Source organism: Polaromonas aquatica, assembly GCF_050626995.1.
Lineage (GTDB): Bacteria > Pseudomonadota > Gammaproteobacteria > Burkholderiales > Burkholderiaceae_C > Polaromonas > Polaromonas aquatica_A.
In genome coordinates this window covers 1,931,276-1,946,997 of sequence record NZ_CP192467.1, presented here as the reverse complement: position 1 = coordinate 1,946,997, position 15,722 = coordinate 1,931,276, and the positions used below count along the sequence as shown (strand labels likewise).

The following is a 15,722-nucleotide window of genomic DNA, read 5'->3' as shown; positions in this document are numbered from 1 at the left end:
TTTTCTCCTCCATTTTTAAACTTTTATCAAGGTCACGAATTGCTCTAGCGAGAGAATCCACACTTGTTGGGCATTCGTATAGGTGCTCTTTACGGATTTTGGCGTCACGAGTTGAACGTGATTAGCTTGCATTTCTTGTGTCTGGCTTTGAGAAATTGCCGTCTCTAGGGTGACTAGGTGCTTTATTGGAATTCGAGCGGCCTCTGCTAGAACTTGTCTCCAGCGATCTTTGCAAGTTGATTTAGCGGCAAGCATTCTTAGTGGTGGCGAAGACACGTTGGGGTCGTGATATGCCGTCTCGCTGGGGAAGAGGAAGTCTGGTTTTGAATTTCCTTCCGTTCTCCCTCCTCGCTGGTACCTAATGTCATTCGCTTTTAAAACTGCCTCTAGGTGGTTTTCGAAAGCATGACCAACCCGTGACTTTCGGCGATTTTGGACGGAAAGAGAGAACGCAATGAAGGGATCAACAGCCTCAAAACCCTGTTCCAGGCGAACCTCAACAATGGCTCGTTCGAGGGATCTAAAGAGCCGCTCTTCTTGTCTCATCCATTCTTCGATCGCGCGGTCTGGGTCATCCTTAGCGGAGAGATCGGAACCGAGGGAGTGTCGTGCAAATTCTGAAAACTCCTTGGTCGGCGGAAATCTCAGCCCAAATTTAGCAACAATCCTATCCAACATCTCATCAGCGGAATCTTTAATTTCAACGCCTAGGGCCTCAAGAATAGTTTGAGAAGCGAAATCCAACTTTTGAGTGTCGATCTCCTTTTCAACGACCCACTGCGCTTGAGCGTTTTCAACATCAAATAGGTATCTGAGTCGACGCTCGTGATCTGAATCTGGTCTAGCTACTGCGATCAGTAGATCGCCATTGTTTTGAACAGCAATCAAGCAAAAATCGCCCTTTTTGAGCTGTTCAGTAACCGCGTTATCTCTGTAGTAGAGGCGGTACTCGGGTCTTCGGTTTGGTTGATTGAGGCGCGTATCGTAGTAAGTCACGGTATCCGTGCAGGACTCCGGCTCGTCAACATCGGGATTGAAGAATAAGAAGGTGGTATTGAAGCGAAGCTTCTGGGTGCTTGGGTCGCCGAGAATCGCCGTGAATTTGTTAGATCCAATCTCATGTTGATTGGACGTTGGCATTGCATCGACGGCACTGAGGTATTTGCTTGCGGTTCCTTTGAAGTAGTCGCTCAGTGACGTCATGTGTGCCTTTATTTTGATACGTCGGCAAGTATGCGCGAAACTCGGTCTACTGCAGCATTTGGCAGCATGTAGCCCGTTTTTCTTAACTCACACTCCCAGACAGTCAGTACGCGCCAACCTAACTTTTGAAGTAGTTGCTTAACTCGTTTGTCTCGGGCGCTGTTTCCTTGCAGTTTCTGTTGCCAGAACTCTTGGTTGCTGCCCGGCCATTTGAAGTACTTGCAATCGTGACAATGCCAAAAGCATCCATGAACAAAAATCACGATGCGACGAGCGGGGAAAGTGAGGTCCGGTTTGCCTGGCAGCCCACAGCCACCAAGTCGATAGCGAAAGCCTCGGGCATGCAGCTCCTTGCGCAGAAAGACCTCGGGCTTGGTGTCCTTGCCTTTTATGCCAGACATCATCCGGCTACGGGTTGCAGTATCTACAACATCAGCCAAGGATGATCGCTTTCGATTGATAGAGGTTCAGGCAGCGCGAGGCAGGGGTTGTTGTTCTTGGCGAATAGATTCAAGAATCATGGGTTGCATTGCGCGAGCGACAGCGCCGATCACTGGAACTACGACAGAGTTTCCAAACTGTTTATATGCCCGGGTATCTGACACCGGGATTTGGTGCTCATCAGGGAAGCCCATCAACCTTGCACATTCGCGTGGTGTTAGCCGGCGAGGATTTTTCCGCTTGCCCTGATCCACCAAGATCTCGGAGCCATCCTTGTAGTAGCGGGCGGAGAGCGTTCTGGTTACGCTGTCGGGGGAAACTAGGCCAAAGCCGAAGCCATTCCCGGCTGCTTGATGCTTCTTCTTGTAGTTCTGTAGATACGTCCAGAGATTGTCTGTGAGCGTGTATTTATCCAAGACCTTTCGCTTCGCGTGATCGTAATACCTAGACTCATCCCAAGCGAGCATGGGCTCATCGGATTTTTTGTGAAGTATCGCTCCAAGCCGCTGTGAGCCTTTGGCCGGAATGTCCAGCGTGTCCCAGTCAAAAATGACCGGTTCGCGAAAGCCGACAATGATGATGCGCTCCCGATGTTGTGGAACGAAATGAGCACCATCAATTATTTTGGTGAAAATTTGATAGCCCAAATCACGCAATGTCCTTTCAATGACATCAAAGGTACGGCCTTTGTCGTGTGACTTGAGGTTTTTGACATTCTCAAGCATGAAAGCCCGCGGGCGCTTCTTGCCAATGATTCTGGCAACGTCAAAGAACAGCGTACCTTGAGTTTCGTCTGCAAAGCCGTGAGCGCGGCCTAAGGCATTTTTCTTGGATACGCCGGCTATCGAGAAGGGCTGGCATGGAAAGCCACCTAAGAGCACGTCATGGTCAGGAATGTCGTCCTCGTGAATGGTGGTGATGTCGCCATTCAAAGCATGACTACTTCGAAAATTTGCCAGATAACTTTTTTGGGCATAGGAATCCCACTCGCTGGTGAAAACACATTCACCGCCGATCTGCTCAAACGCGCGGCGAATGCCACCGATGCCCGCGAAAAGGTCGATGAATTTGAAGTCCCCCGATGTGCTTTTAAGGGGCCCAAAACTTAGCAACCGCTGGAGTTCCTCGGCGAAGTAGGCGGGCGGTAGCCCTTCGCCTTTTTCCAGCCGGGTCAGAACGCTTCTTCCAACATATTCTGCGACTGCTTCATAACCTCCGGGTTTATTCCGGGCGGCGGCTAAATAGGTAACGATGGCGGAGTGATCTGCAGTATTTAAAGGGGTTTTCATGGCGGCGGGAATAATTTTGGTGATTTTGTCCAGTTTTCGTCCCCTTGTAAATCTATACAGTATTTATTTTTGCTTTCTGTCTGTTTGAGGGGATGTTTGGTTGTCGATCATCTAAGCTGGGGGCCCTTAAAAACTGTTGAGGACAAACATGACCACCCCCTCCCTCCCCGAAAGCATCATGTCCCACGTCTCCATCGGCACGAACGACTTCGAGCGTGCCAAGGCGTTCTATACCGCTGTGTTGGGCGCAATGGAAATCCGCGTGGTGATGGAGCACCCTGGTGCCGTCGCTTTCGGGCGGGCATATCCGGAGTTCTGGGTGGGGGTGCCGCATGACGGCGGCAAGGCGCATGTGGGCAATGGCTCGCACTTTGGCTTTCTGGCCGTTTCCAAAGCGCAGGTGGATGCGTTTTATGCCAAGGCACTGGAGATGGGTGGCACGGGTGATGGTGCGCCGGGGCCTCGGCCTCTCTATGGGCCTGAGTATTACGGCTGCTATGTGCGGGACCTGGATGGGCACAAGATTGAGGCGCAGTTTTCGGATACGTCTGCGAGCTGACCCACCGGGCATCACCGGCATTTTCTTAAGCCAAACTGGCCTCTAGCCCAGGTAATTCCTGGGTATATTGCTCTTTAATTGATAGTGTTAGTTCACCACTTCGCCTTGTCGCGCCTGAGTATGGGGTGTTGTCTGACATAGGTGGAGTGGGGCGGTTTTCAGAATGGGTTGCATGTGGCTGCGTGCGCGTTGCGCGGCGCCGGCCTTGGTTCAACCCTTTTTCTGGAGACTCACCATGGAATCATCATCGCTTCGCCCTTTGGCCATCGTCACGGGCGCTTCTTCGGGCATTGGCTATTACCTGGCCATGTGCGCCGCTGAAGCGGGCCATGACCTCATCCTGGCGGCTGACCAGCCGCTGGAGGCCGCTGCCGAAGAAGCACGCCGGATGGGCGTGCAGGTGGACACTGTGCAGACCGAGCTGGCCAGCCGCAAGGGCGTGGAGGAGCTGTACGCTGCGGCCAACGGGCGGCCCGTGGCCTTGCTGATGGCCAATGCCGGGCATGGCTTGGGTGGTGCCTTCCTCACACAGGACTTTGAGGAGGTGCAGCATGTGATTGACACCAACATCACCGGCACGATTTACCTGCTGCAGAAGGTGGCCAAGGGCATGGTGGTGCAGGGCCAGGGCCGCATCATGGTGACGGGCTCGATCGCGGGCTTCCAGCCGGGCAGCTTCCAGGCGGTTTACAACGGCACCAAAGCGTTTGTCGACTCGTTTGCGGCCGCGCTGCGCAATGAGCTGAAGGACACGGGCGTGACGGTGACCTGCCTGATGCCGGGCCCGACGGACACCGAGTTTTTTGCGCGCGCAGGCATGCTGGACACCAAGGTGGGTTCGGACGAAGGCGCCAAGGCCGACCCGGTCGACGTGGCGAAGATTGGCTTCAAGGCCATGATGGACGGCGAGGCCGACGTGGTGGCGGGCATGAAGAACAAGATGCAGGTCATCATGTCCAAGGTCATGCCGTCGCAGGTGGTGGCTGAGCAGCACCGCAAGATGGCCGAACCCCAGCATTGACCGAAATCCATTCCGGCACATGGCCGCTCTTGATCCAACTGAAGGAGATTCCATGACATCCAAACGAAACCGTTCAGACCGTTCTGACGACGTACAAACCCAGGACAACGAGGCCGCCGCCGACGACCGGCAGGGCCCGGCCGGGCACGGCGGGAAAGTCGAAAACGACGTGAACAAAATGGGCGAGCAGAAGCCCACGCAGAAGAACGAAGGCCAGCGCACGCCCAACAGCCGCAGCGACCGGGAGTCGCATGTGGGCGGCAGCAACCAGCTGCAGTCGCGCCGGGGCACCACCGGGCGCTGATGTGGGTGCTGACACGTTCCAGCGCGACGGCCAGCCATTTTCATAGACAAAAGTGGCTGTAGCCCAGGTAATACGGGCGCGAGCAGCTATCAATACCATGGCAACTGAGCTTTCAGTGCTGGCGCCGTGCGCGTCTTTACCGGGTGTTGAGGCAATTCCTTACAAACCGCAACGTGGCCGACGCATGCCATCAAATTGGGTGGCGCAGGATCAAGGCTTGTTTTTTGCTGCAGGGCAATCACCTGCAGACATCGCCCCGAAAGGCCGCCATGACAAAGATTGCCGACTTCCTGTTTCACCCGCGCTACCTGCGGGCCATTCCTTCACTGGTGGTGCTGACCACCGCCATGGCCTGGAGCGTGGCTCCGGATCCGGACGGTATGGACGTCCTTCAAAAGCGGGCTGGCATGACGCTGCCGCTGAACCACGCTGCTGCAGGCGCGGGCACCGGCGGCACGCCTGGTGCCGATGCGCCTGACGCGGGTGATGGCATAGCCGGCTGATGCGCTGCCCCGGGAGGGCCAGTGGCGGCTACCGGCTTGTACGCTGGGGTTTGTCATACAGTGCCCGCAGTTCGTTCTTGGCATCTTCGAGATGCTTGCGCTGGCCCTTCGGCAAGGTGTCGCCAGCGCGGTTGATATAAAAGGTCAGCATGGACATGGCCGAGCGATAGGGGTCGCTCTTGCGGCGGTCGCTGTGCTCGGCCGAAGACTTGAGGGACCTGGCGATCTTCTTCGGGTCTTTTTCCTTGAAGACGCCGTGTTTCAGGTCAAGCGCGTCGCTGGTCTCGGTGACGCGTTGCGACCACTTTCGGGATGATGGGGATGATGGGGTTGATGGGGTGGAGTTGGCCATGGGCGTTCCTTCCTTCGGTGCTGTTCGGTGTTCACTGCCCGAAAACCCACTGTGCCGCGCAAGGGCTAGCCGCGCTTGCAGGACAACGCCGCGTGGCGATGTCACCTTTCTTTTCCCCCTGAGCCTCGTTATCGGGGCCTGGCCGCGGTCACCCAAGTGCCGATCTTGCCGATCACTTCGGCCTCCAGCCCGTTAAAGCCGTGATACGCCATGGCTTCGCAGGGGTCGCCCCGGCTTTGCCCGCCGGTGAATGTCAGCAGCTCGGCCTTCGGTGTTTTGGCGAGCTTGCTCATCAGCTGGGGCATGTCACTGAAGGCGCAGACCTTGCAGCCGTCTTGCTCGTGGTGCACCACCAGCACAGGGATGCGTAACTTTTCCAGCGGCATTTTGGGCACGGCGCGGCCGCTGGGGTCTGTGAGGATGGTGGAGGTCAGCACGATGCCGTCGGGGCCGCCTTCCCCGGGGCTGGCCTCGGTGGCGATGTAGGCGGAGGACTGGGTGCCGCGGCTGGTGCCCACCAGCCACACGGGCACAGGCGCCTGCTGCTTGAGCCAGGCGATGACTGCCAGCACGTCGGCAGTGTGCTCGGGCTTTTGCCGATTGCCCGACAGAAACGGCGGCGACTGTTTGTCTGACGGCGCGTCGATGACCGCGACCGCAAAGCCGGCATCTGCGAACTGCTGGCGCGTGCGCACCAGGAAGTTGCCACCCCGGCCGAACTCACCGCTGTCTTTGATCTGCAGGCCGCCGTGGCCGCCGGCGAACAGGATGAGGGAGGCCTTGGGGCCAGTGGATGCGCCGGGTGCGATGTAGACAAAACGCTGGGTGACGCCGGGGCGGGTGGGAATGTCGACCACGCGCGGCGCGGTTTGCGCCTGCGCACTTTGCCCGGCCATGGCCATGAAGAAAAGCCATGCAGACACGGTGCAGTGGAGCCAGAGGCGACGGGTGCCAGCGTGCGATGTCATGCCGTGTCTCCTTGCTGCGGTGCTGCGTGCAGTGGCGCTGTCAAGGCCTGTTTTATAAGCCAAATCGGCCTTTAGCCCAAGCAAAACCTGCGCGAACAGCTATCAATTTAATAGCGAAAATGGCGGCGGACATTGCCACCCGGTTTCGCCTGGGTTCATGGCGCGGTGGCGGTTTTGATCCACTGCGCCACGGCGTCGCTGGCCACCACGGGGGTTGAAAGATGGTTGGCCTTGATTTCGAGGTACTGGCTTTTGGGGTTGGCGGGCAGCTTGTCGACAAAGTAGGTGCGGGCGAACTTGATGATGTTGTCGTCATCGCCCACGACCGTGAGCACCGCCGTGGCCGCAGGGATGCGCGGGGCGGTGACGCCCATGTCGGCGTCGGACTCGGGGTCAAAGTAGCTGAGGTAGTCTTTGGCGGTGGCCACCACGGGCAGCTGCTTGCCCTGGTTGATGTCGGAGAAGCGTTCACGCGAATCGCCCTTGCCGGCAGCGACCAGCGCGCGGGCTTCGTCAATGCTTTCGCGTACCACCTTGTTTTGCGTCGATGCGTAGTAACGTGCCGGCACGTGGCCCGGCGCCAGCAGCACGAGCGCCTGCACGTCGCCGCCGCGCGCGGCAAAGCCCATGGCGGCGGGCACGCCCATGCTGTGGCCGGCGATGACGATTTTGGTGGCGCCCTGGCTGCGCAGGGTTTGCACATGCGCGGCCATTTCGGCCATGGCCTTGTCCCAGTGGCCGTCGAGGTAGCGGCCGCGCGACCATGGCATGTCGGGATAAATTACCACCATGCCTTCGCGCTCCAGCACGGGCTTGAGGCGGCTCATGTTGAGGTCGTTGTTGCTGCCGGGGTTCTTGCCGTGCAGCATGAGCACGCCGATCTTGTGGGGAGCTTGCGCGTGGGCGGCGCCGGCCACCAGGGCCGAGACGAAAACGAGGCAGGTGGCAACCAGGTGGTGGAAATGTCTGCGGCGCATGAAAGCCTTTCGTGGGGTGGCGGGGTAGTTTTGAGCCCAATATACCCGTAGCGCCCGGGTTTGCACGCAGGGGCTGGGCTTCCTACAATGGCGCGATGAACGCTGTCATGCCGCACCCCCCCGTGAACGCCCCGGTAACTCCCTTGCTGGCCAGTGAACCTGATCGCGCGGCTTACCGCGATTACGCGCAGCCGGGCCTGGACCGGGTGCGCACCTTCTACCGCAACAACCACCAGCAGCAGACCTACGAGTTTGTGCAGGGCAAAAAGGCGCAGTGGCTGGCGTTCTCCCAGCGCGAGATGACGCCGTGGGCGGCGCTGGAATTCCTCAATACGCTGGTGGATGAGTCGGACCCGGACATTGAGCTGCCGCAAATCAGCCACCTGCTGCAAACCGCCGAAGCGATTCGCGCCGACGGCCACCCCGACTGGTTTGTGCTGACGGGTTTTATCCACGACCTTGGCAAAGTGTTGTGCCTCTTTGGCGAGCCGCAATGGGCCGTGGTGGGCGATACCTTTCCGGTGGGGTGCCGCTTTTCAGACCGCATCGTCTACCCCGAATACTTTGCGCTGAACCCCGACAGCACGGATGCGCGCTACAACAGCGAGTACGGTGTGTATGCGCCCGGCTGTGGGCTGGACGCGGTGCACATGTCATGGGGCCACGACGAATATTTGTACCAGCTGCTGAAAGCGCATTTGCCGCTGCCGGCGCTGTACATGATTCGCTACCACTCGTTTTATGCCTGGCACCGTGAGGGCCAGTACGGCCACCTGACGGACGCGCAGGATGCCGCACACCTGGAATGGGTGCAGAAGTTCAACCCCTACGATCTGTATTCCAAGAACGACAAGCCGCCGGTGCTGGCGGAGCTCAAGCCGTATTACGACGACTTGATGGCGAAGTACCTGCCGGCGCAGCTCAAGCTGTAGCCGTGTAAAAATCAAAGGAAAAGGGGCTGTAGCCCTTTAAATACGGGCGCAAGCAGCTCCTGAAAAGATAGCGCCTGTCAACCCTCGTCGTCGCTGTTGCGGCCGCGGCTGCTGCGCCAGATGGCCCGCACCAGCCACAAGCCGCCGGCCATGGCGCCCATGAACCCGACAAACCCGAACGCCGGCAAGCCGAACAGCGTGGGGCCGCCCTTGACGGTCATGACGATGGACGAGCCGATGATGAGCGCCGAAATCACCAGCGCCATCGCCAGCCGGTTGGCGGCGCGGTCGAGCTGGTCGCCCACGCGTTTGAGGTGCGCCAGCTCAATGCCGACATGCAGGTGGCCGCGGCGCGCATTGCGCAGCAGGCGCGACACATCGTGCGGCAGCTGGCCGGCCAGCGCCAGCACACGTCGAAGCGTGTGCCAGCCGCGGGCGGCAATGGCCTGGGGCTGGTAACGCGCGTGCATCACCTGCCGCAGCAGGGGCGTGGCTTCCGTGGCCATATGAAAGCCCGGGTCCAGCGCGCGGCCCATGCCTTCAAGCGAGATAAAAGCCTTGATCAACAGCGCGAGATCGGACGGCAGGCCCAGGTGATGCTCACGCAGAATGGCGGTCACGTCGGACAGCATTTGTCCCAGGCTGAGCTGGGCCAGCGGCGTGCTGTGGTACTGGTCGACAAAGGCTTCAATTTCGCCTTCCAGCTGGGAAAGGTTGATGCCGTGGTCGTCGCCCGTCCAGTCGAGCAGCACGTCGGCCACGTCATCAGGCTGGCGTTCAACCAGGCCGAGCAGCAATTGCAGCAGCTCGGTACGCCGCCGCTCGGTCAGGTGCCCGATCATGCCGAAGTCGATGAAGGCGATGCGGTTGCCCGGGAGGTAAAACACATTGCCGGGGTGCGGGTCCGCGTGGAAGAAGCCGTCTTCCACAATCATCTTCAGCACGGCGCGGGCACCACGGCGGGCGAGTTCGCTGCGGTCGAAGCCGGCTTCGGGGGTGAGCTGGTCCAGCGCGTCGCCGGGCAGGCCGATCACCCGGTCCTGCACGTTGAGGCGCAGGCCGGTATGGGCCCAGTGCACACGCGGGATGACGATATAGGGCAGCGGCGCCATGTTGGCGGCAATGCGTTCGGCGTGGCGGCATTCGGCCGCCAGGTCGAGTTCGCGCCGCAGTGACCTGGCAAGCTCACGCACCAGCTGGCGCAGGCGGTAGGGTTTGAGCGCGGGCAATTCCAGTTCCGCGAGCACAGCCAGCCGGTCCATCAGGCGCAGGTCGGCGTCGATGACTTCGGTGATGCCGGGGCGGCGGATCTTGACGATGACTTCCGTGCCGTCGTGAAGCTGCGCGCTGTGTACCTGCGCAATCGAGGCGGCAGCCAGCGGCGTGGTGTCAAAGCGGGCAAAGACCGCCTCGGGCTCGCCACCCAGGTCTTCGCGCAGCTGGGGCAGCAGCAGCGCCAACGACACGGGCGGCACGTGGCTGTGCAGTTTCTCGAACTCGGTGATCCAGTCAGGACCGAACAGGTCAGCGCGTCCGGCAAGGACCTGCCCGAGTTTGACGAAGGTGGGGCCCAGCTCTTCAAGCGCCAGGCGCACGTGTTCGGGCGGCGTGACACGGGCGAGGTCGGCCACATGGTCCCAGTGGAAGGCATGTCCCGCGCGTTCGAGCGTGTCAGCCAGGCCGAGGCGGCGCACGCTGTCGCCAAAGCCGTGGCGAATCAGTACACCGGTGATTTCCGCCAGGCGCGCCATGTCGCGCGTGGCACCCAGGGTCTCGATCAACATTTGCCGATGATAGCCCCGGGAATTCCCGCCGGGGTTGCCATTTGTCAACTCCCGGGCAGGTGCTATCTCCGGTCGGTTTTGCCGGACATGCCGGACACGCCGGTCTTGTCGCCTTTGTCGGGGAGCTCGATCTTCACTTCCAGCACATCCAGGTTGTCCTGCCGTTCCAGGTGCAGCTTGATGTGCTCAGGATTGATGGGAATGTATTTGGCGATCACCGCGATCAGGTCACGCTGCAGCGCCGGCAGGTAGTCGGGCTTGGGGCTGCGGTCGGTGCGCTCGTGTGCCAGGATGATCTGCAGCCGCTCCTTGGCGACGCTGGCGGTTTTTTTCTTTTCTCCGAGCAGGAAGGACAGGAAGGACGCCATCGTCTTATTTCCCCCCGAACCAGCGCTTGAAGAGGCCGGGCTTTTGTGCGTCGATGAAACGCATGGGTTTGTCTTTGTCGCCGAGGAAGCGGTCGACCACGTCCTTGTAGGCTTCCGACACATCGCTGCCCTGCATGTGCACGGCCGGCACGCCCTGGTTGGAGGCCTGCAGCACGGATTCGGATTCGGGGATCACGCCGATGAGCTTGATGCGCAGGATGTCCTGGATGTCTTCAAGCGAGAGCATCTGCCCCTGGTCGACGCGGCCGGGGTTGTAGCGCGTGATGAGCAGGTGCTCCTTGATCGGGTCGCCGCCGTCGATGGCGCGTTTGGTCTTGCTTGACAGCATGCCGAGGATGCGGTCGGAGTCGCGCACCGACGACACCTCGGGGTTGGTGACGATGAGGGCTTCATCGGCAAAGTGCATGGCCATGAGCGCGCCGGTTTCAATGCCGGCGGGGGAGTCGCAGACGATGTACTCGAAGTCCATCTCGCCCAGGTCTTTGAGCACCTTCTCCACGCCGACTTTGGTCAGGGCGTCCTTGTCGCGTGTTTGCGAGGCGGCCAGCACAAAGAGGTTGTGGCACTGCTTGTCCTTGATGAGTGCCTGGTTGAGTGTGGCTTCGCACTGGATGACGTTGATGAGGTCGTACACCACGCGGCGCTCGCAGCCCATGATGAGGTCGAGGTTGCGCAGGCCGACGTCGAAGTCGATGACTGCGGTTTTATGCCCGCGCAAGGCGAGGCCGGTTGCAAAGCTGGCACTGGTGGTGGTTTTGCCCACGCCGCCCTTGCCGGAGGTGACCACAATGATTTTTGCCATCAGATAAAAGTCCTTTTGGAAGCGATAGATATTTCAGTCGGGGCCGCGGAACCGGCTTTGCCGGGCAGAACCAGCCCACCCCTGTCCAGGCTCACTTCGTGTAGCCTGCTCCCCCTCAAGGGGGCGGCACCTAGGGCCGGCAAAGCCGGACCCTCGGCCCCCGCTGGTTGAACCCCCGAACTCTTAAATCCAGTCGGGGCCGCGGAACCGGCTTTGCCGGGCCGCAGGCGCAGCGCCCCCTCGGGGGGCAGCGCATTACACGGAGCCGAAGGCGAAGTGAAAAGCGTGGGGGCCATATTGCTAGGCTGTCAGCACATTCATGACAAGCCGGTCGCCTTCCTGGCCTTCGTCACCAGGCACCAGCCGCACCTGCGTGGGCTGGCCTGCCAGGCCTTCGGGCAGCGGGTGTTCGGCGGTGCGGTACACGCCGGCAATCGAAATCAGCTCGGCTTCCAGCGCCAGCGAAAAAATGCGTGCCTCGGTGTTGCCGCGCGCGCCGGCCATGGCCTTGCCGCGCAGCGGCGCGTACACGTGGATGTGGCCGTCGGCAATGACTTCAGCGCCGGCGTTGACCATGGCCAGCACCACCAGGTCGCGCCCGCGTGCATACACCTGCTGGCCCGATCGCAGGGGTTTGTCGACCACCAGCGCACCCAGCGGCGCGGCGGCGGGTGCGACCACGGCTGCAGGCTGGGGTGGTGGTTGCTGCTGCGACGGTGCAGCCGCCACGGGACGGTCGGGCAGCAGGTGTGCATCGGGTACGGGCAGCAACCCGGCCTGCAGCGCCGCTGCCATTTGCGCCGGGTTGCCACCTTTCACGGAAAGCGGCACCAGCTGGTAGCTGCCCAGCAAGGTGATGAGGGCCGGGAAGTCGATGTCGCCCACCGCGCGGCCGCTGCGCACGGCGGCGGACTGCAGCGGCGTGAGGTCGATCATCAGCGCGTCCTGGTCGAAAAAATCCGGAATATCGCCAAAGCGGGCTTGCAGCTCTTGCGCCAGGGCGACGAGGTCGGTGGACTTGAGCAGCAAAGCCACCAGGGGCAGGTTGGCGCTTTTGATTTCGAAGGTGGCGGGGGTGGTGGCCTGTATGGCAACAGTCATGGGCGGAAGGACAACGGGCGACCGGTGCGAAGAAGACGAAAGTAACAACAGGAGTGCCAACGAGGGCGCAGAAAGATGGCCGAGGGTAGCGTGCGAAAGGGCGGATTCGTGCGCACGCTTTGTCGCACTTGTGAGCGTATGAAACGCTGGCCGGTGACTTGTGGTGCGCTGGTTGCGGTGTTTGCGCGGCGCGGCAGGTCCGTTTTAAAGCGGCTTTGGCATTGAATGCGCGCGCCCCGTACCCATGTGCAGGGCTCATTACGCTCACCATCCCATGGATATTTCATGAACTTCCTGCCCTTGGCGCTTGTAACCGCGCTGCTCCATGTTTACATTGGCGCACGCCTTGTCCCCGGGCTGGAGGCTTACCCCACAGGGCAGTGGCTGCTTGCTGCCGGACTGTTGGTGTCGGCGCTGGTCATGCCGCTGGGGCTGATGGCCGGCCGTGTGGCCAGGCAGCCTTTGGCCGATGTCCTGACCTGGGCTGGCCTGCTTTTCATGGGCCTGTTTTCGTCGCTGCTGGTGTTGACGCTGGCGCGTGATGCCCTGCTGCTGGTGCTGTGGCTGGGTAACCTGGCCGTGCCCGGCTACCTGCCCATGGCCCAGCTGCGCACGGTGTCGGCGGAAGCGGTGCCGCTGCTGGGCGGGTTGATCACCGTGCTGGGCTTTTTGAATGCGCGCCGCACGGCAGCCGTGGTGAAAGTGGATGTGCCCATCAAAGGCCTGCCTGCGTCGCTGCAGGGCTTTACCGTGGCGCAGATCAGTGACATCCACGTCGGCCCAACCATCAAGCAGCAGTACTTGCGCCGCATTGTCGACAAGGTCAATGCGCTGCAGGCCGATGTGGTGGCCATCACCGGCGACCTGGTGGACGGCAAGGTGAGCGAGCTGGCCTCGCACGTGGCGCCCTTGGCGCAGCTGCAGTCGCGCCACGGGACATATTTTGTGACGGGCAACCACGAGTACTACTCCGGGGCGCATGCCTGGATCGACGAGTTGCGCCGGCTGGGCCTGACGGTGCTGCTGAACGAGCATGTGGTGATCCACCCGCCCGGTGCTGGTGGGCAGGGCGTGCCGCTGGTGCTGGCGGGTGTGACGGACTACAGCGCAGGCCATTTCGACGTGGCCCACCGCAGCGACCCGGAGCTTGCCCTTCGCGGCGCGCCGCTGGCGGCGGTGCGTGTGCTGCTGGCGCACCAGCCGCGCAGCGCGGTGGCGGCGGCGAGGGCGGGGTTTGACCTGCAGCTGTCGGGCCATACGCATGGCGGGCAGTTTTATCCGTGGAACCTGTTTGTGCGGTTTCAGCAGCCGTTTACGGCGGGGTTGCACAGGTTGCAGAACCTGTGGGTCTATACCAGCCGGGGGACGGGGTACTGGGGGCCGCCCAAGCGGTTTGGGGCGCCTTCGGAGATTACTTTTTTGAGGTTGGTGGGGGGGTGAGGTCTTTGGTGTTTTGTGGTTGTTGTTGATTTTTAGGGCGTGATCTTTGCTGAGGGTTGCTGGCCCGGGGGTTGCCCGGCATGCAACTCACTTTCTTTTGCTTCGCCAAAAGAAAGTAAGCAAAGAAAAGGCGACCCTGCTGTCTGCGTCCCCTTCGCTGCGCTACGGGGCAACCTGCGGTGCTCGGTCCAGCCGGGGTCAAAAACAACTCGCCTGCGGCTCAAACAAGTTTTTGCCCTGATCCGTCTGGCCCTCCGCTCCTCGGCGCATACAGAAGGGGGTGGGGAAGGAATACCAACAGCCGAAGGCAAGAACGCGAATACCTGAAGAAAAAAGGACACGCCACTGCGTGTCCTTTTCGGTATTGGATTTGGTTTGGTTTTCGATATTCGAATTCGGACTTCCCCCGTTCTGGCTGGGCCGAGCAGCGCAGACGGAGGCGGAAGGTCGGGCCGCAGTTGTTTGAGCGAAGTGCAACGTAGCGAGTTCTGCGGAACGCCGCCGGAGTCGAGCAGCGCAGGTTGCCCGTAGCGAAGCGTAGGGACCCAGACTGCGGGTCGCCTTTTGGTATTCGCATAACTTCGCTTCGCGAAGTGAGCGAATCCCCACTACGTGACCTTTGGTGACTTTCTTTTGGCGAAGCAAAAGAAAGTTACTTGCTGCCGGCAACCCCGGCCAGCAGACCTCAGCAGAGAACCCAACCACTTGAACGACCAGAACACATCGTCTACCCTGAACCCCATGCCCCAAACCCTAGCCCTCCGCCTGAACCCAGGCGACGACCTGCGAGCCGCCCTGGACGCAGCATTCGCCCGGCTGCAGGCTGAGCAGAACACCCAAGCGGCGTGTGTCATCTCTGCGGCAGGAAGCCTCTCCCGCGCCGTGCTGCGCTACGCGGCCGAGCCGCAGGGAACGGTGTTAGTGGAGCCACTGGAACTGATCACGCTGTCGGGCACGTTGAGCCCTGATGGTGCGCACCTGCACGCCAGTGTGGCCAACGCGCGGGGAGAGATGTGTGGCGGCCATGTAATGCCGGGTTGTATTGTGCGGACGACTGCTGAAATTGTGCTGGCGCCGCTGCAGGGCTGGGTGTTTACGCGTGAGCAGGATGTCCGGACCGGCTTCAAGGAGCTGGTGGCAAGGCCGGCAAAGCCTTGACTGTGGAAACGGTGGCTGCCTCTGTAGGCCGGCCCCGACAGCCGGGCATGCCCTATGGCGGTAGCGGATTTAGGGGACTGGCGTAGAGTGATGTCAGCACACAAACTATCAGCAGATCCAAGGAGGCATGTCGATGCAGAAACCACTTTCTTTCTTTGTCCCGGGCGCCGTGTTGGCACTGGCCCTCTTTGTGGGGGCACAAGCGGTGGCCCAGACGACATCACCAACCGCGCCGCCGGCGCCTGTTGCCGCACCTGACGCCGCGACCCCGACAGCGCCCTTGCGGAATCCGCTGAACCGCAACCCGGCACGCCGTGCGTCCGCACCGGAAGCGCCACCCATGCCGCCGGATCCGCGTGACTCGTCCGTCCGCCCCGTGACGCCGCCCGGCAGCGACAGCCGTGACACCGTACTGCCCACGCCGGCCGCCACACAACCGCCGGGCGCCTCGCCGACGCGGCCAGTTCCTGCCAGGCCCTGAGCCCGCGCTGAAGTGACT

The 15,722-nt window shown here is 60.9% G+C and carries 18 protein-coding genes; 8 read left to right on the top strand and 10 right to left on the bottom strand.

The window, feature by feature from the left end; translation table 11 throughout:
- Nucleotides 1-15: 15 nt before the first annotated feature.
- Genes ACQ4MS_RS09315 through dcm form a run of 3 tightly spaced genes read right to left on the bottom strand, consistent with a single transcriptional unit; the run spans nt 16 to nt 2,933 of the window.
- A complete protein-coding gene (locus ACQ4MS_RS09315; RefSeq protein ID WP_431099174.1) occupies nt 16-1,203 on the bottom strand; it encodes a type II restriction endonuclease in 1,188 nt (395 codons plus the stop codon).
- 8 nt (nt 1,204-1,211) lie between these two features.
- On the bottom strand, nt 1,212-1,643 hold the full coding sequence (locus tag ACQ4MS_RS09310; RefSeq protein WP_431099172.1) for a very short patch repair endonuclease: 432 nt from the start codon (nt 1,641-1,643) through the stop codon (nt 1,212-1,214).
- 27 nt (nt 1,644-1,670) lie between these two features.
- Nucleotides 1,671-2,933, bottom strand: coding sequence for a DNA (cytosine-5-)-methyltransferase (dcm, locus tag ACQ4MS_RS09305; protein WP_431099171.1), 1,263 nt, complete (start codon nt 2,931-2,933; stop codon nt 1,671-1,673).
- Nucleotides 2,934-3,081: 148 nt separating this feature from the next.
- Between dcm and ACQ4MS_RS09300 the strand changes: the two genes are divergently transcribed.
- The 4 genes from ACQ4MS_RS09300 to ACQ4MS_RS09285 all read left to right on the top strand — a co-directional run bounded on the left by ACQ4MS_RS09300 (nt 3,082) and on the right by ACQ4MS_RS09285 (nt 5,320).
- Entirely contained in the window at nt 3,082-3,492 is a 411-nt protein-coding gene (locus ACQ4MS_RS09300) for a VOC family protein (RefSeq protein WP_431099170.1), read from the top strand.
- Nucleotides 3,493-3,727: 235 nt separating this feature from the next.
- The gene (locus tag ACQ4MS_RS09295; RefSeq protein WP_431099169.1) at nt 3,728-4,513 is read left to right on the top strand and encodes an SDR family NAD(P)-dependent oxidoreductase; all 786 of its coding nucleotides are present in this window, start codon (nt 3,728-3,730) and stop codon (nt 4,511-4,513) included.
- Between the two features lie 52 nt (nt 4,514-4,565).
- On the top strand, nt 4,566-4,817 hold the full coding sequence (locus tag ACQ4MS_RS09290; protein WP_431099652.1) for a hypothetical protein: 252 nt from the start codon (nt 4,566-4,568) through the stop codon (nt 4,815-4,817).
- Nucleotides 4,818-5,086: 269 nt separating this feature from the next.
- A complete protein-coding gene (locus ACQ4MS_RS09285; protein WP_431099167.1) occupies nt 5,087-5,320 on the top strand; it encodes a hypothetical protein in 234 nt (77 codons plus the stop codon).
- A 28-nt stretch (nt 5,321-5,348) separates the two neighbouring features.
- Here ACQ4MS_RS09285 and ACQ4MS_RS09280 read toward each other — a convergent pair whose 3' ends face one another.
- The 3 genes from ACQ4MS_RS09280 to ACQ4MS_RS09270 all read right to left on the bottom strand — a co-directional run bounded on the left by ACQ4MS_RS09280 (nt 5,349) and on the right by ACQ4MS_RS09270 (nt 7,617).
- Nucleotides 5,349-5,672 (bottom strand): DUF3175 domain-containing protein, encoded by a 324-nt coding sequence (locus ACQ4MS_RS09280; protein WP_431099166.1) that lies wholly within the window; start codon nt 5,670-5,672, stop codon nt 5,349-5,351.
- A 128-nt stretch (nt 5,673-5,800) separates the two neighbouring features.
- On the bottom strand, nt 5,801-6,640 hold the full coding sequence (locus ACQ4MS_RS09275; RefSeq protein ID WP_431099165.1) for an alpha/beta hydrolase: 840 nt from the start codon (nt 6,638-6,640) through the stop codon (nt 5,801-5,803).
- Between the two features lie 155 nt (nt 6,641-6,795).
- Entirely contained in the window at nt 6,796-7,617 is an 822-nt protein-coding gene (locus tag ACQ4MS_RS09270) for an alpha/beta fold hydrolase (protein WP_431099164.1), read from the bottom strand.
- Between the two features lie 95 nt (nt 7,618-7,712).
- Here ACQ4MS_RS09270 and ACQ4MS_RS09265 point away from each other — a divergent pair, with 95 nt between their 5' ends.
- Nucleotides 7,713-8,549: an inositol oxygenase family protein gene (locus ACQ4MS_RS09265; RefSeq protein ID WP_431099163.1), complete on the top strand. Its 837-nt coding sequence runs from the start codon at nt 7,713-7,715 to the stop codon at nt 8,547-8,549.
- A 77-nt stretch (nt 8,550-8,626) separates the two neighbouring features.
- On the opposite strand, the gene ACQ4MS_RS09260 is transcribed toward ACQ4MS_RS09265, so the two are convergent.
- The 4 genes from ACQ4MS_RS09260 to minC all read right to left on the bottom strand — a co-directional run bounded on the left by ACQ4MS_RS09260 (nt 8,627) and on the right by minC (nt 12,625).
- Nucleotides 8,627-10,333: an ABC1 kinase family protein gene (locus tag ACQ4MS_RS09260; protein ID WP_431099162.1), complete on the bottom strand. Its 1,707-nt coding sequence runs from the start codon at nt 10,331-10,333 to the stop codon at nt 8,627-8,629.
- A 62-nt stretch (nt 10,334-10,395) separates the two neighbouring features.
- On the bottom strand, nt 10,396-10,701 hold the full coding sequence (gene minE, locus ACQ4MS_RS09255) for a cell division topological specificity factor MinE (RefSeq protein WP_431099160.1): 306 nt from the start codon (nt 10,699-10,701) through the stop codon (nt 10,396-10,398).
- A 4-nt stretch (nt 10,702-10,705) separates the two neighbouring features.
- Nucleotides 10,706-11,524, bottom strand: coding sequence for a septum site-determining protein MinD (gene minD / locus ACQ4MS_RS09250; RefSeq protein ID WP_431099158.1), 819 nt, complete (start codon nt 11,522-11,524; stop codon nt 10,706-10,708).
- 300 nt (nt 11,525-11,824) lie between these two features.
- Nucleotides 11,825-12,625, bottom strand: coding sequence for a septum site-determining protein MinC (minC, locus tag ACQ4MS_RS09245; protein ID WP_431099157.1), 801 nt, complete (start codon nt 12,623-12,625; stop codon nt 11,825-11,827).
- Between the two features lie 285 nt (nt 12,626-12,910).
- Here minC and ACQ4MS_RS09240 point away from each other — a divergent pair, with 285 nt between their 5' ends.
- From ACQ4MS_RS09240 to ACQ4MS_RS09230, 3 genes are all read left to right on the top strand, one after another.
- The gene (locus ACQ4MS_RS09240; RefSeq protein WP_431099156.1) at nt 12,911-14,065 is read left to right on the top strand and encodes a metallophosphoesterase; all 1,155 of its coding nucleotides are present in this window, start codon (nt 12,911-12,913) and stop codon (nt 14,063-14,065) included.
- Nucleotides 14,066-14,806: 741 nt separating this feature from the next.
- Nucleotides 14,807-15,223 (top strand): PPC domain-containing DNA-binding protein, encoded by a 417-nt coding sequence (locus ACQ4MS_RS09235; protein WP_431099155.1) that lies wholly within the window; start codon nt 14,807-14,809, stop codon nt 15,221-15,223.
- A gap of 133 nt (nt 15,224-15,356) precedes the next feature.
- Complete coding sequence (locus ACQ4MS_RS09230; RefSeq protein WP_431099154.1) at nt 15,357-15,704, top strand: hypothetical protein; 348 nt, start codon at nt 15,357-15,359, stop codon at nt 15,702-15,704.
- Nucleotides 15,705-15,722 lie beyond the last annotated feature (18 nt).

Coding starts and splice junctions, on each gene's coding strand:
- minE (WP_431099160.1), bottom strand. CDS start 10,701: ATGGCGTCCTTCCTGTCCTTCCTGCTCGGAGAAAAGAAAAAAACCGCC.
- ACQ4MS_RS09230 (WP_431099154.1), top strand. CDS start 15,357: ATGCAGAAACCACTTTCTTTCTTTGTCCCGGGCGCCGTGTTGGCACTG.
- ACQ4MS_RS09240 (WP_431099156.1), top strand. CDS start 12,911: ATGAACTTCCTGCCCTTGGCGCTTGTAACCGCGCTGCTCCATGTTTAC.
- dcm (WP_431099171.1), bottom strand. CDS start 2,933: ATGAAAACCCCTTTAAATACTGCAGATCACTCCGCCATCGTTACCTAT.
- ACQ4MS_RS09265 (WP_431099163.1), top strand. CDS start 7,713: ATGAACGCTGTCATGCCGCACCCCCCCGTGAACGCCCCGGTAACTCCC.
- minD (WP_431099158.1), bottom strand. CDS start 11,524: ATGGCAAAAATCATTGTGGTCACCTCCGGCAAGGGCGGCGTGGGCAAA.
- ACQ4MS_RS09290 (WP_431099652.1), top strand. CDS start 4,566: ATGACATCCAAACGAAACCGTTCAGACCGTTCTGACGACGTACAAACC.
- ACQ4MS_RS09285 (WP_431099167.1), top strand. CDS start 5,087: ATGACAAAGATTGCCGACTTCCTGTTTCACCCGCGCTACCTGCGGGCC.
- ACQ4MS_RS09275 (WP_431099165.1), bottom strand. CDS start 6,640: ATGACATCGCACGCTGGCACCCGTCGCCTCTGGCTCCACTGCACCGTG.
- ACQ4MS_RS09270 (WP_431099164.1), bottom strand. CDS start 7,617: ATGCGCCGCAGACATTTCCACCACCTGGTTGCCACCTGCCTCGTTTTC.
- minC (WP_431099157.1), bottom strand. CDS start 12,625: ATGACTGTTGCCATACAGGCCACCACCCCCGCCACCTTCGAAATCAAA.
- ACQ4MS_RS09235 (WP_431099155.1), top strand. CDS start 14,807: ATGCCCCAAACCCTAGCCCTCCGCCTGAACCCAGGCGACGACCTGCGA.
- ACQ4MS_RS09295 (WP_431099169.1), top strand. CDS start 3,728: ATGGAATCATCATCGCTTCGCCCTTTGGCCATCGTCACGGGCGCTTCT.
- ACQ4MS_RS09300 (WP_431099170.1), top strand. CDS start 3,082: ATGACCACCCCCTCCCTCCCCGAAAGCATCATGTCCCACGTCTCCATC.
- ACQ4MS_RS09280 (WP_431099166.1), bottom strand. CDS start 5,672: ATGGCCAACTCCACCCCATCAACCCCATCATCCCCATCATCCCGAAAG.
- ACQ4MS_RS09315 (WP_431099174.1), bottom strand. CDS start 1,203: ATGACGTCACTGAGCGACTACTTCAAAGGAACCGCAAGCAAATACCTC.
- ACQ4MS_RS09260 (WP_431099162.1), bottom strand. CDS start 10,333: ATGTTGATCGAGACCCTGGGTGCCACGCGCGACATGGCGCGCCTGGCG.